Annotated in this window: 11 protein-coding genes and 2 pseudogenes; 2 read left to right on the top strand and 11 right to left on the bottom strand. The window is 70.9% G+C overall.

What is annotated here, in order from left to right; all coding sequences use genetic code 11:
- Positions 1 to 22: 22 nt before the first annotated feature.
- The gene (locus tag GTY58_RS31050; protein WP_010987361.1) at positions 23 to 3,160 is read left to right on the top strand and encodes a BTAD domain-containing putative transcriptional regulator; all 3,138 of its coding nucleotides are present in this window, start codon (positions 23 to 25) and stop codon (positions 3,158 to 3,160) included.
- Here GTY58_RS31050 and GTY58_RS31055 read toward each other — a convergent pair.
- The 9 genes and pseudogenes from GTY58_RS31055 to GTY58_RS31095 form a co-directional block, all read right to left on the bottom strand.
- Positions 3,138 to 3,932: an ABC transporter permease gene (locus GTY58_RS31055; RefSeq protein ID WP_010987362.1), complete on the bottom strand. Its 795-nt coding sequence runs from the start codon at positions 3,930 to 3,932 to the stop codon at positions 3,138 to 3,140. The two genes, GTY58_RS31050 and GTY58_RS31055, sit on opposite strands and share 23 nt — an antisense overlap.
- Complete coding sequence (locus GTY58_RS31060) at positions 3,929 to 4,927, bottom strand: daunorubicin resistance protein DrrA family ABC transporter ATP-binding protein (protein ID WP_010987363.1); 999 nt, start codon at positions 4,925 to 4,927, stop codon at positions 3,929 to 3,931. Before GTY58_RS31060 ends, GTY58_RS31055 begins: the two co-directional genes overlap by 4 nt.
- Positions 4,928 to 5,193: 266 nt before the next feature.
- Entirely contained in the window at positions 5,194 to 6,135 is a 942-nt protein-coding gene (locus tag GTY58_RS31065; RefSeq protein ID WP_010987364.1) for an SgcJ/EcaC family oxidoreductase, read from the bottom strand.
- Positions 6,136 to 6,140: 5 nt separating this feature from the next.
- Positions 6,141 to 6,797, bottom strand: coding sequence for a hypothetical protein (locus GTY58_RS31070; protein ID WP_010987365.1), 657 nt, complete (start codon positions 6,795 to 6,797; stop codon positions 6,141 to 6,143).
- A gap of 289 nt (positions 6,798 to 7,086) precedes the next feature.
- The gene (locus GTY58_RS31075) at positions 7,087 to 7,623 is read right to left on the bottom strand and encodes a hypothetical protein (RefSeq protein ID WP_010987366.1); all 537 of its coding nucleotides are present in this window, start codon (positions 7,621 to 7,623) and stop codon (positions 7,087 to 7,089) included.
- 448 nt (positions 7,624 to 8,071) lie between these two features.
- On the bottom strand, positions 8,072 to 8,401 hold the full coding sequence (locus GTY58_RS31080) for a hypothetical protein (protein WP_078234550.1): 330 nt from the start codon (positions 8,399 to 8,401) through the stop codon (positions 8,072 to 8,074).
- 416 nt (positions 8,402 to 8,817) lie between these two features.
- Positions 8,818 to 9,552, bottom strand: coding sequence for a dienelactone hydrolase family protein (locus tag GTY58_RS31085; protein WP_010987367.1), 735 nt, complete (start codon positions 9,550 to 9,552; stop codon positions 8,818 to 8,820).
- 282 nt (positions 9,553 to 9,834) lie between these two features.
- The gene (locus tag GTY58_RS31090) at positions 9,835 to 10,044 is read right to left on the bottom strand and encodes a DUF397 domain-containing protein (RefSeq protein WP_010987368.1); all 210 of its coding nucleotides are present in this window, start codon (positions 10,042 to 10,044) and stop codon (positions 9,835 to 9,837) included.
- Positions 10,041 to 10,358, bottom strand: a pseudogene (locus GTY58_RS31095) (Scr1 family TA system antitoxin-like transcriptional regulator); the annotation flags it as partial. The gene GTY58_RS31090 and the pseudogene GTY58_RS31095, both read right to left, overlap by 4 nt.
- Here GTY58_RS31095 and GTY58_RS41025 point away from each other — a divergent pair.
- Positions 10,332 to 10,457, top strand: a pseudogene (locus tag GTY58_RS41025) (ATP-binding protein); the annotation flags it as partial. The pseudogenes GTY58_RS31095 and GTY58_RS41025 overlap by 27 nt on opposite strands.
- 49 nt (positions 10,458 to 10,506) lie before the next feature.
- Here the strand turns inward: GTY58_RS41025 and GTY58_RS31100 are convergent.
- Both GTY58_RS31100 and GTY58_RS31105 read right to left on the bottom strand, forming a co-directional pair.
- Positions 10,507 to 11,529: a hypothetical protein gene (locus GTY58_RS31100; protein ID WP_010987371.1), complete on the bottom strand. Its 1,023-nt coding sequence runs from the start codon at positions 11,527 to 11,529 to the stop codon at positions 10,507 to 10,509.
- Positions 11,526 to 12,845, bottom strand: a complete 1,320-nt coding sequence (locus tag GTY58_RS31105) for an MFS transporter (RefSeq protein WP_010987372.1) — start codon at positions 12,843 to 12,845, stop codon at positions 11,526 to 11,528. The genes GTY58_RS31100 and GTY58_RS31105 overlap by 4 nt, the downstream gene beginning before the upstream one ends.
- Between the last annotated feature and the right edge of the window lies 1 nt (position 12,846).

Genomic DNA, 12,846 nt, shown 5'->3' on the forward strand with positions numbered 1-12,846 from the left:
TTCTGCTGGTTAATCTTCGGGCATGACCACCGAGTTGGCCCTGCTGTCCCAAGTCGCCTATCACGGGCGGGAGATCACCGCGCCCCGGCTGCGCGGGCTGTTGGCGTTGCTCGCCGGGGATCTGCGCACCGGCTGCGGCACCGGCCGACTGGTGGAGGGGCTGTGGCCGGACGAGCTGCCGGAGCGGCCGGGCAAGGCGGTGCAGGTCCTGGTGTCACGGCTCAGGGCGCAGCTGGGCGCCGAGCTGATCGTGAGCACACCGACGGGGTACCGGCTGGCGCTGGACGAGGCACAGGTCGACAGTTCCGCGCTGCTGCTGTACGAGGCGGCGAGTGCCGAGCGGGCGCGGGCCGGGGATCACGAAGGCGTCCTGGCGCAGGCCGAGGCCGGCTTGGCGCTCTGGGACGCGAGCGTGGGTGCCGGTGCGGGCGAGGATCTGCACGATCCGGTGGTGGCGCTGCGCGCCGACCGGGTCCGGGCGCATCGTGCGCTGGTCCGCTTCCGGGCACTCGCGCTCGCCCGGGTGGGGCGGCGGGAGGAGGCGGCGGCGCCGCTGGCCGGGCTGGCCCGGGAGCTGCCGCGGGACGAGGAGCTGCTGGCGGAGCTGCTGCGGTGTGAGGCCGCGACCGCCGGGCGGGCGGCGGCGCTGACCCGGTACGACGCCTACCGCCGCAGGCTGCGGGACGAGCTGGGGACCGATCCGGGGCCCGGCCTGCGGTCCGTGTACCAGGAGTTGCTGCGGGCGGACGTGCCGACGGTCCGGCACGGTGTGCCGCACGAGCCGAATCCGCTGCTGGGGCGGGACGCCGACGTCGCCGCCGTGAGCGGGCTGCTGCGCGAGGCGCGGGTGGTCACGGTCGTCGGTCCCGGCGGGCTGGGCAAGACCCGGCTCTCCCACGCGGTGAGCCGGGCGGCCGCGCAGCCCGTGGTGCATTTCGTCACCCTGGCCGGTGTCCTCGCCGATGACGACGTGGCCGGTGAGGTCGCCTCGGCGGTCGGTGCCGGGGAGGGCCGGTTCGGCGGGGACGCGGTGGGCGGCATAGTCGCCGCGCTGGGCGCCGGGCCCGCGCTGCTGGTGCTGGACAACTGCGAGCAGGTGATCCCCGGTGCGGCGGACCTCGTACAGGCCCTGGTGTCGCGGTCGAAGGAGCTGCGGGTCCTGGCCACCAGCCGGGCCCCGCTGGGGCTGACCTCGGAGTCGGTGTACGCCCTGCCGGAGCTTTCGCCGGCGACCTCGGTCGAGCTGTTCACGCAGCGGGCGCGGGCCGCCAGACCCGGCGTGGAACTGCCCGCCGACCAGGTGGCCGAGATCTGCCGCCATCTGGACGGGCTGCCGCTGGCCGTCGAACTCGCCGCGGCCCGGGTACGGGTGCTCTCCGTGGCCGACATCTCGCGCCGGCTCCGGGACCGCTTCTCGCTGCTGCGCGGCGGCGCCCGCGACGCGCCCGAACGGCATCGCACGCTGCAGGCGGTGGTCGAGTGGAGCTGGAATCTCCTGGAGGCCGACGGCCGGGCCGCGATGCGCGCGTTGTCGGTGTTCCCCGGCGGGTTCACCGAGGACGCCGCGCAGTACGCGCTTGGCGAGAGTGCGGACGCGCTGACGCTGCTGGAGCAGCTGGCGGGGCAGTCCCTGATCAAGGTCGGGGACACCCCTTCCGGGCTGCGCTTCCACATGCTGGAGACGCTGCGGGAGTTCAGTGCCGCCCGGCGCGCGGAGGCCGGCGAGGAGGAGGCGGTGACCGCCCGGTTCCTGCTCTGGGCCCGGGACTTCGGGCGGGCGCACCACGACGTGCTGTTCAGCGGCGGTCCGCGGCGCCCGTGGATCCGCATCCGGGCCGAGCAGGACAACCTCGTCCTGGCCCTGCGGTACGCGCTGGCCCGCGCCGACGGGCCCACCACCGCGGCTCTCACCGCAGCGCTGGGCTCGCTCTGGTCCACCGGCTCCAACTACGCCCGGCTCGCCGTCCTCGCCGAGGAGACCGGCGGGCCGCTGTCCCATTTCCGTCCCGGTCCCGAGAACGCCGAGGACGTCGAGACGGCGCGCAGCGCGGCGACGGTGTGCACGGCCTGCCTCTTCATGGGCCGCGGCCCCCACGCAGTACGCCATCTCGTCACGCTCCGCCGGCTGCCGCCCGCCCCGCCGGACACGCTGGCGCGGGCGCTGGCCATCGTGCTGTGCGCCTTCCCGGAGATGCACCCGCCGCAGTACACGCGGCTGCGGGAACTCTGCGACGCCGACGCGCCCATGCTGGCGGGCATGGCGGCAGGCGTCGCCAGTTACGTGTGGGAGACCGAGCACGAGACGGAGCGCGCGCTGGAGTGCGCCCGCCGGATGCTTGACACCCTGGGGTCGCTCGAGAATCCGGCCATGCGGCTGATCAGTCATGGGCGGATCAGCGAGTTGTGCCTGAAGTCCGGGCATGGCGCGGAGGCGTACGACCATCTGCGGGCCGCGCTGAGCGCGCTCGACGAGGTCGGCGACTGGTCGGACACGATCGGCGTCCGCTGGGGGCTGGTGCTGGCCTGTCTCCAGCGCGGGGAGGTCGACGAAGCGGAGTACTGGCTGGGACTCGCGGCCCTGGAGCAGCAGCCGGAGTCCGCCGAGTCCTTCAGCACCGATCTGCCGGCCCGCGCGGAGATCGCACTGGCCCGCGGGCTGACCGAGGTCGGGCTGGGGCTGTGGCGCCAGGCGGTGGAGCGGATACGGGAGGGCAGCCTGCTGCACGCCGACGATCCGTTCGTGGATCCGTGGTCACTGGAGATCCAGTCGGCCGCGCTCGCGGCGCACGCGCAGCGCGGCCGGCTGGAGCCGGTGGCCGGGCTGGCCGAGCGGCTGCGGGAACGGCTGCTCGGGATGCTGTCCCGCTCTTCGGGCGACGGTTCCCCGGCGGAACTGCCGGTGTACGGCACGGTGTTGCTGGCGCTCGGCTTCGCCGGGCTGGCGGGGGGCGATCCGGCGGCCGTACGGCTGGTGGCGCTGGCGGAGCGGATGCCGGCGGTGCGGGAGTTCCCCACCTTGTCCTCGGCCAGGTCCCGGCAGGCTGCCGAGAACGCCGACAGGGCGGCCTACGACGACGCGAGGTCGACGTACGCCACCCTGAAGCGGGAGGAACTGCGGGCGGCCGCGCTGCACGAGCTCAGTGCCGCGGCTCGCGGTTGAACCGCGCCTTGGACCACAGGTAGCCCAGCAGCGACAGCCCCAGGCACCAGGCGACGGCCAGCACCGCGTTCCTGGTGCCGATCCCGCTGCCCAGCAGCAGCCCGCGCAGGGTCTCGATGAGGGGCGAGAACGGCTGGTACTCGGCGAACCAGCGGAACCAGCCCGGCATGGCGTCCACCGGCACGAACGCGCTGGACAGGAACGGCAGCATCACCAGCGGCGTCCCGATGTTGCTGGCCCCCTCGGGGTTGGGGCTGACCAGACCGATGCCGACCGCGAGCCAGGTCATCGCGAGGCTGGTCAGAGCCATCAGAGCGGCCGCCGCGATCCACTCCACCGGTGACGCGTCGGGCCGGAAGCCGATGGCCAGTCCGATGCCCAGGACCAGCACCAGAGCCATCAGCGTCTGGAGCACGCTGCCGATCACGTGGCCGATCAGCACGGAGGCGCGGGAGATCGCCATGGTGCGGAACCGGGCCATGATGCCCTCGGTCATGTCGGTGCACACGGCTACCGCGGTGCCGAGCGAGGTCATGGCCACGGTCAGCAGAAGAATGCCGGGGACGAGGTAGTCGACGTAGTCGGCGCGGTTCGCGTGGCCGCCGTTGATGCCGGCGCTCATCACGTTGCCGAAGACGTACACGAACAGCAGCAGCAGGATGACCGGGGTGAGCAGGAGGTTCAGGGTGAGGGAGGGGTAGCGGCGGGCGTGCAGGAGGTTGCGCCGGAGCATGGTGAGGTTGTCGCGGAAGGCGTAGGACGCGGTGCTCATCGGACGGTCTCCTTGGCGTTGTCGTTGTCGGTGTCTTTGCCGGCGTTGGTGTCGGCGGGGACGGGGCTGCCGGTCAGGGCGAAGAACACGTCGTCCAGGTCCGGGGTGTGCACGGACAGCTCGTCGGCCTCGATGCCGGCGGCGTCCAGCCAGTCGAGGATGGCGCGCAGCTCGCGCTGGCTTCCGTCGCTGGGGATCTGCAGGGTGAGCGCCTCGTCGTCGCGGTTGGTCTCGCGCAGTGCGGTCGCCGCCCGCTCGTACGCCACCGGGTCGGAGAACCGCAGCCGTACGTGGCCGCCGGGGACGAGCCGCTTGAGTTCCTCGGCACTGCCCTCGGCGACGAGCTTGCCGCCGTTGAGCACCGCGATGCGGTCGGCGAGCTGGTCGGCCTCGTCCAGGTATTGGGTGGTGAGGAAGACGGTGGTACCGCCGGAGACCAGCTCGCGGATGATCTGCCACATGGTGTGGCGGGAGCGCGGGTCGAGGCCGGTGGTCGGTTCGTCGAGGAAGATGATCCGCGGGCTGCCGACCAGGGTCATGGCGATGTCGAGGCGGCGCTTCATCCCGCCGGAGTAGGTGGACGCGGGCTTCTTCGCGGCCTCGACCAGGTCGAAGCGCTCCAGCAGTGCGGCGGTCACCCGTCGGCCCTCGGCGCGGGAGAGGTGGTGCAGGTCGGCCATCAGGAGCATGTTCTCCTCGCCGGTGATCAGGCCGTCCACCGCGGAGAACTGACCGGTGACACCGATGGCGGACCGAACGGCCTGGGCCTCGGCGGCGAGGTCGTGTCCGGCGATCCGCGCCTGTCCGCCGTCGGCGGAGATCAGCGTCGAGAGGATGTTGACCACCGTGGTCTTGCCCGCCCCGTTCGGCCCGAGGAGGGAGAAGATCGTGCCGGCGGGCACCTGGATGTCTATGCCGTCGAGGACGGTCTTGTCCCCGTAGGACTTCCGCAGCCCGGTGGCCGCGATCGCGGGTTCGTGGTTCGTCGTCGTCATGCCGCAGAGCTTGCGGGTGGGGCGGTTCAGAATGGCTTCAACCGGGTTTCAGCCCTGTGGGGAGAGCTGTAGAGCGTTGAAACTTGCAGGTCAGAACGTAGGGGAGAGGTCTGCGGCAGGACGACCGCCGTCGCCGTGCGGCACGCCGGAGAGCTCACCCGGTGAGTTCACCCGGCGTGCCGCACGGCACGCGCGGCGCCTCCGCCTCGGGCCCCTGCCCCAGCTGGTGCGTCGCCGCGCGGCCTTGCGGAGCGTCTGGTCGAAGGTCAGGACCCGGTGGAGTCGGACGGTGGGCGTGGGCCGCCGAAGCCGTGTTCCGAGAGGTCGAACCAGTTGCCCTCCGGATCCATGGCCCGGTACTCGGCGAAGGGGCGGTTGGTGAAGCGTTCGGCCGGCTTCGGAGTACCGGCCGCCACCAGCGCCTCGGAGGTGGCCGCCGTGTCCTCGATGTGGAAACCGAAGTGGTTGAAGCCGACCGGGGTGTCACCGTCGAGCCGATGTTTGATCAGGGCGAGGGACAGATAGCCGTCGGAGAGGAAGCAACTGCCGTCCGGATCGCGGTGGAAGAGTTCCATCGCGAAGACCGAGGAGTAGAACTCGGCCAGCTTCTCCGGATCGCGGGCCACGATGGCCAGGTGGCGGAGTTTCGGGCGGGCGGCGGGTTCGTTCGCGGCGGGTTCGTTCGCGGTGGGTTCGTGCGCGGCGGGTTCGTTCACGGCGGGTTCGTGCGCGGTGGACTCCCTCGGGCCGGGGGCCTGCTGTGCCGGACGGGGCGCGGGGAGCATGTTGTGAAACGCCCTGATCGACCAGCGCCGCTCCGCCGTCCGTTCCACGACGGCCAACGCGTGCGTGGTGGCCAGCGGCTCGCCGTCCGGCGCGGTGATGGTCGACTCCGCCTCGACCGTGGCCAGGTCGGGGCGGAGGAATCGGACGGCCACGACGCGAGCGTCGAGGACGGTTCCGGCGTACGGCCCGTGGAAGAGGGCGTCGTGTCCGGCCTCGATGCCGGTCCGGCCGGACGGCTTGTCGCCTCGTACGGTCGTGAAGTCGCAGTCTTCCGCGAAGCTCGCGGCGAAGAGCGCGGCGTCACCGGCCGCCCAGCCACGGGCCATCTCGGCCCACAGGGCGCGTATCGCCCGCGCGTCGTCCTGGGTGGCTTGCTGGGTGTCTTGCTGGGCGGGGGCGTTCGTTTCTTCCGGCTGGTGCATCGATCTCACGCCCTTGTCAGTGAACTGGTACGGATCCGGAGTGCGACCTCGAGGCACTCGGTGCCCTCGGACGAACGCCGGGGAGGCGGGGCCCAGGCCGCCAGGGCGTGGTAGAAGACTCCGCCCCGACGCTCCAGGTAGCAGATGATGTTGAGGGGCCATTCGGTCCGGCCGAAGAGATGGCGGTCCATGGGAGTCGGACGCTCGCTGAGCGTCTGTCCCCGTTCCGACGGCGGGCCCAGGCGGTGCCAGTCCGGGTGCATGTGGATGGAGCCGAGCAGGTCCATGCCCAGAGCGTCGGCCTCGCGGGACGCCCGGAGGAGGTCGCGGGAGTCCATCCACCAGCCACGGTGCTCGTTCTCGTAGGCCGGCCCGAACTTCGGCACGATCGTCTCGCGGAACTCCCGTCGAGCCGCTGGGTCACTGGTACGCGCGTTACGGCCGAAGGCGATGCGCTGTACGTGGTACGTCGTCGCCTCCGCGTTGCCGAGAAGGAGAGCGAAACATGGCAACGGGGCCTCGGCGGTGATGAGTTGATACTCGCCGATGGCCGCGTCGAGAAAGTCCCCGAGGGCCTGGTCGTCCATCAGGACGGTAGGAGCGGGGGTGCTACATCGGGCGTCCGGCAGACCGGAGCCGAATGCGTTTGTCGCAGCGGACATGGGGGTGGTCTCCGATGAGGTGGGGGGGGAGGCCGGTGGAGCGGATTGCCCGGGGACGTTACTTGAGAGTTAACCGTTCGCCGCTCGGCTGTCGTGAAACATGGGGATATCCCTAAGGCTGGTCAGGGACTTGCGACCGCCGCACGGGCGGCCCTCTCGAACCGCACCTCACCGGAAAGCCCGCGCACCTGGCTCACACACCTGGCTCACACACCGCCGCCTCCACCTCGGCAGAGGCCTGATGCGGACACGAAGCCGACGGCCTGCGCGACCGGTCCGCCAACATGGACTATGGCGCGTCTGTCTGCAGGATGTATGTGCTGCGCGAGTCAGGGTCGCCGAAGAAGAAGTAGAGCTTCAGCGCTTCCTTGTCGTCGCGCCGCAACTCGAATGTCCAGGTGTAGGTCTTGGGTGTCTCGGGGCGGTCGGCCGACGGGTCGAGCGGCTCGTTCGGCTCCGGCGCACGAGTCGCGACCGCGGTGCGTGAGGTGAGGGTCAGTTGGACATGCTGGCCGTCGTTCCATCCGGTCCGCTTGTCGGTCAGCTTCCAGGTTCCCGTGCCTGACAGGCGCCACCTGTCGTCGAAGTCCCATTCCTGTCCGTCCAAGAGACGGATGTCGGCCTTCCCGTCAGGCCGGAAGACAACGTTCGTCCGGTCGTAGCCGATCCATGACCCCGATACTTCCGCCCGCTTCACGTCATGCAGTGCGGGCACTTCGTCATACATATGGGGATTGCATCCCGTGAGCGCGAGTGCGAGCGCGAGCAGGCAGGCGACGAACGCCGTATGCCAGTACCTGGCGAGGCCGGACGAGTGGGTCGGCACGGCCCTTCCCTCCCCAAAAGAAGCAGCACCAAAGGCGACTGCGATTCAGCCGCTCACCGATCACGGCCCCGCCATGCTGACACCATTTCTGAACACGTTCAACTCCTGTGCTGAACCGAGTGGCCGCAGGCGGCAGCACAGCGGCGAAGTGCAGCACCACAGCAGCCGCCCCATCCGCGACGACCATTGAGCCGCACTCCCACGGCGAGCCGGAGGACGGCCCGTTCGCTCAGTGCGGCCGCGGAATCCCGTGCTCTCGCAGCGCATCCGCGTAGCGCGTCAGCAGGGCGTCGAGGCCCGCCAGGAGAAGGCCGGCTGAGTCCCGGGCGTCGGCCAGGACGCCACGCTCGCACGGTCTTGAGCGACCGTGAACGCTGGACCGGCATGAGCGCCAGGGCTCCAGGCAGGCCACCCGATCGAACTCCTGATGCGGTGCTCACTGCTCCGCTCAGGGCGAGCGGGTGAAGCCGACGGACTGGTCGAGGTGGAACGGGGAGCCCGGAGCCGTCGGAGTCCAACCCTTGTGAAGGGCAAGCTGGATGGCCTGGGCAACGCCGGACGGCAGCACAGGCTTGGCCTCACGTCCGACCCAATTGCTCGGATGCGGCCGGTCGGTGGAGACCACGAGTGTCGTCCCGGGGGTGTCCGCATGCTCAACCGCGAATGTGCACGGTGTCCAGGACAATGCCTGGAAGTAGGTCGGCCTGCGTCGCAGCCGCCAACGGTAAGCGGTGCCGTCTACGACGATGCGTCGTGCTCCCTTGCGCACCAGTGTCATGGCTCCTCCTCGACACGGAGGATGCTAGCGAGTCCGGCTCCGCCGTCCGTCTCAATTTCCGTCTCATCGGGCCCCGTTCACAGCCGTGGGCTGGACCGAGATCGAGGCCCGGCCCATGGTCGAGCCGCCCATGAACGCAGGTGAACGCCCCTAACCACAGCCCACCACCACAGTTGGAAGGCGTGATCACCCGCTTGAGTGTCCTGCCGGACTGCGACTGTCACATGGTGGGCCGTTGACGAGCTGGGATGCCAGGTCGTTTGCGACCGCGGAGGCTCGGGGTTCTCAAGTGACCTGGCTTTTTACGGAAGCCTCGTTCGCGATAGAGGCGGGCCACGGCCATGGAGACATCGGTGTGGCCCGCCATGCCGTCTGCTGATCGCGGCCGTTTCAGGCTTGGTTTCCGGGCTGGAGCCTCAGCTGTTGGCCAGGGTGCGGTCCAGAAGGGGGAGCAGGCGATCCCAGTGGCGCTTCAGCCCGAAGGCGCTATAGGCGTCGGTGTCGGACATGGTGAAGCCGTGGATGGTGCCGGGGTAGATCTCGGAGGTGTAGCCGACACCTGCCGCATCCAGGGCCTGGTTGAGCTCGCCGAGGGCCTCAGGCGTCATGTCGCCTTCGGCGTGGCCGAGGTGGACCTGGGCGGTGAGCTTGGAGAAGAGATTGGCCCCATCGACACCCACCGGGCCGTGGAACGCGGCGACGGCCGCCACCTGGTCGGGGTGGGCCGCGGCGGTGCGCATCGCGTAGAGGCCGCCTATGCAGTAGCCGGTCACCGCGACCGGTCCGGCGCCGACCTCGGGTTGGGTGGTGAGGAACCTGAGGTAGGCGTCGGCGTCGCTCAGGACACGTTCGGCGGTGTGCGCCTCGATCAGGGGCATCAGCTGGGCGAAGACCGCGGGCCGGATCCCTTCTCCGATGTACTCGGGAAGCTCGACCAGCGGTGCCGGGCCGTGCCGGTAGAAGGAGTTGGGGACGAGCACGTAGTAGCCGTGCCCGGCCAGTTCGAGGGCCATCTCCCGCAGCACGGGCCGGATGCCGAAGCCGTCCGCGTACATCAGCACCCCTGGGTACCGCTCGCTGTGGTCGGGGAAGGCGGCGAAGGCGTCGGCCTGGCCGTCCGTGGTGGGAATCCGCAACGTCTTGGTGGGCATGCATACTCCTGTCGTGGTTGAGGTGCAGAGCCTGTGATCAACACGACGGAGGCGGAGCCCGCGCAGCGGCGCAAGAGCCTCGATCGAACAGCGGGCCCAAACCGGCCCGTACGGCGCTCAGAAGAGCACCGGGTCACCGATCCGTGTGTGGCGCAAGGCCGTCCCGGTATTCATAGCCGCACAGCGTAGTCCACCGGATATGAGCCACGCCTGCACTGCGGCCCGAGCGGATACCTCGATCGGATGAGAACCGACACGCGTCGCATGCGGTCCGAGCAGGGGTCAGCCCTTGGCGGTGTGCGCCACGAAGTCGGCCCACGGGCCCTTCGGGAACGCGAGCTGCGCCCCCTCCTTGTTCTTCGAGTCCCGTATGTGGACGGTGTCGGGGGCGGTGGCGACCTCCACGCAGTCGGATCCCGGCTCGCCGCTGCTGTAGCTGCTCTTGAACCACTCCAGCTGCGTGCCGCCCCCGGGAACGGACTCAACGCTCATGTCTCTCCCAGCACTTTCTCGATGAAGGCCAGTGACTCCCGTGGCGTGAGAGCCTGCGCTCGGATGCTTCCATACTGCATCTCCAAGAACTGCACCTCTCTCGGCTCGGAGATCAGGCGGGTGATGTGCAGTACCTCCGTGTACCCCAGGGAGGTGCCGCTCCGGAGCTTGAAGACGCGGAATCCGCCCGTCAGACCCGCGTGATCGTCGTGATCGCTGGGCATCACCTGGATCTCGACGTTCCTGAACTGCCCGACCTCCAACAGCCGTTCGAGCTGACGTACGCCCCTGACGCCGAGTCGGGCCGCGGACTGATCCTCGTAGAGGCGTACGCCGACCGGTGGGGCGTCGACGACGGGCCCGCCCCTTGCAAGACGACCTGGGCGGAGCTGGACCTGGGGCACGTCTCCTGAGCCGCGCCCCGCCTGCCGTGGACCCAGGGGGGCAGGGGGACCAGGGGGCTCAGTCGAGGTACACGGGCGACACCCCCGCCGTCAGCAGACGGCGTGGGGTGTCCGTGCCGTCGGACGGGAGCGAGTAGAGGTCCGCTCCGTAGTCGCCCGGGAGGGCGTAGACCACCGTCTGGTCGTCGCGCCAGACCGCCTGGTCGTCGACGCTGCGGGGCTCGGCGAGTGCCGTCTCCCGCATCGTGCGCAGGTCGAGGACGTACAGGTGCCAAGGGGCGTCCTTCGGGAGGCCCTTCACGCGCTTCTTGTACGCGATGTGCGTGCCGTCGGGGGAGAGGGACGGGCATTCGACGTTCGTGTGGAGGGTGGTGACCGTGCGGGTGTGGAGGTCGCCTCGGACCAGGTAGGTCCTGCCCCGTGTCGCCAGCGTCGCGTAGAACGCGCGGTCGTCCGCCGCGAACGTCACGCCCCAGAAGTTCACGTCCGCCGCGCGGTACGTCCGGCCGTCCTTGACGATGCGGTACGCCTCCAGGGACGGGGTGAGTTTCCCCGTGCGCGTGTCCACGATCGCCGCCCGCGTCGAGAAGTTCGTACCCGCGTACGAGTCGCCGCCGACGAAGGCCGTCCAGGCGGCGAAACGGCCGCTGGGCGAGACGCGGGCGCGGGACGGGATGCCCGGTACGTCGTAGTGAGCCGTCTCGTGAAGGTGCGCGTCGAGGACGACGGCCCGGTACGTGTCCTGGACCGTGCCGTGCACCGCCCGGAGGCACACCCCCGTGCCCGAAGCCGCGTGGAAGCGCAGGCACTTGACCGTCGACGCCGTGCGCGGGCCCGCCGGGTCCGACGCCTGGACCGTCGTCAGCTCGTCGCGGTGCGGGCCCCACGCCATGTTCCGGAAGATCAGGCGGCCGCTGTCGCCGGTCAGCGCGACCGTGCCCGCCGTGATCCTCGGGCCGCCCGGCTGGGCCCGGTCGCGTTGGTCGGCGCGGGCCGAGGCGTGCAGGACGGAGGCCGTGGCCACGCCCGCCAGGACGACGAGGGCCGAGATCAGGACCAGGATGCGCGTACGAAGGGTCATGCCAGGCCTTCTGAACGAGGTGGGCGGGGTGGGCGGAGACCGAGCGAGAACAGCGCGCAGACGGCGAGCGCCATCGCCGACGCGGTGAGCGCCGTACGGTCGCCCCACGCCGTCCACGCCGCGCCGAAGCCGATCGAGCAGACGAACCGGGCCAGCGCCTGCCCCGTCTGGACCAGCGCCAGGCCGGACGACCGCAGCTCGTCCGGCACGCTGTCCGAGGCCGCGGCCATGAGCACGCCGTCCGTCGCCGCGTAGAAGCCGCCGTGCAGGACCAGGACGGCGTACGGGAGCGCCGTCCCGTGCCAGGACGACAGCAGCAGCCCGTACGTGAGCAGCAGGGCGCCGTGGCCCGCCAGGAACACCCGCCACCGGCCGACCCGGTCCGCGAGCCGGCCGAGCGGGACGGCCAGCAGGAGGAACGCGGCCGCCGTGCCGAGGGGCAGCAGCGCGAACCAGCGGTCCGGTACGCCGAGGCGCCGCTGGAGCAGGAGATAGACGAAGGAGTCGCTGACCGTGGCGAGCCCGAGCAGCAGCGCGCAGACGGCCAGGCGGCGGAGCGCGGGACGGCGGAGGAGGGCGAGGGCGGCGCGGAGGGTGGGGCGGGGAGTGGGGCCGGGAGTGTCCGTGGTCGCGGGCGGCCGGGTGGATCCGCCCGGCACGAACAGCACCAGCACCAGCACACCGGACACGGCCACGCAGAAACTGACCGTGAACACCGCGTCGTAGCCGTCGACCGTGGCCCGCAGGATCAGGAAGGCCACGAGCGGGCCGAACAGCGCGCCCGCCGTGTCCATCGCCCGGTGCACGCCGAACGCCCGTCCGCGCGTCTGTGACGTGCTGGACAGTGAGATCAGCGCGTCGCGCGGGGCGGTGCGCAGGCCCTTGCCGGTGCGGTCGGCGGCCAGGATCAGGCCGATGGGGGTGAGCGTGTGGGCCAGGAGCAGCAGGGGCTTGCAGGCCGCCGACAGGGCGTACCCGGCCCCCGCCACCCACTTGTGGCGGCCCCCGCCCCGGTCGGCCAGATGGCCCCCGGCCAGCCGGACCAGCGCCGAGAAACCGTTGTAGATCCCGTCGAGCAGCCCGAAGCCCAGCGGGGACAGGCCAAGGCCCGTCACCAGGTACAGCGGCAGCACCGCCGTGACCATCTCGGAGGAGACGTCGGTGATCAGGCTGACCGTGCCGAGCGCGAGCACCGTGGGCGCGACCGCGGCGCGGCGCCGCCCGGCACGGGGCCGGGCGGCGCCTTCCGCGGACGCCGGCGCAGACTCCGGAGCCGGAGAATCCGGTGTACCGGCGCGGCTGTCCGCCACGTACATC

It is taken from the genome of Streptomyces sp. SID5469 (assembly GCF_009862865.1).
In the GTDB taxonomy this organism is placed as follows: domain Bacteria; phylum Actinomycetota; class Actinomycetes; order Streptomycetales; family Streptomycetaceae; genus Streptomyces; species Streptomyces avermitilis.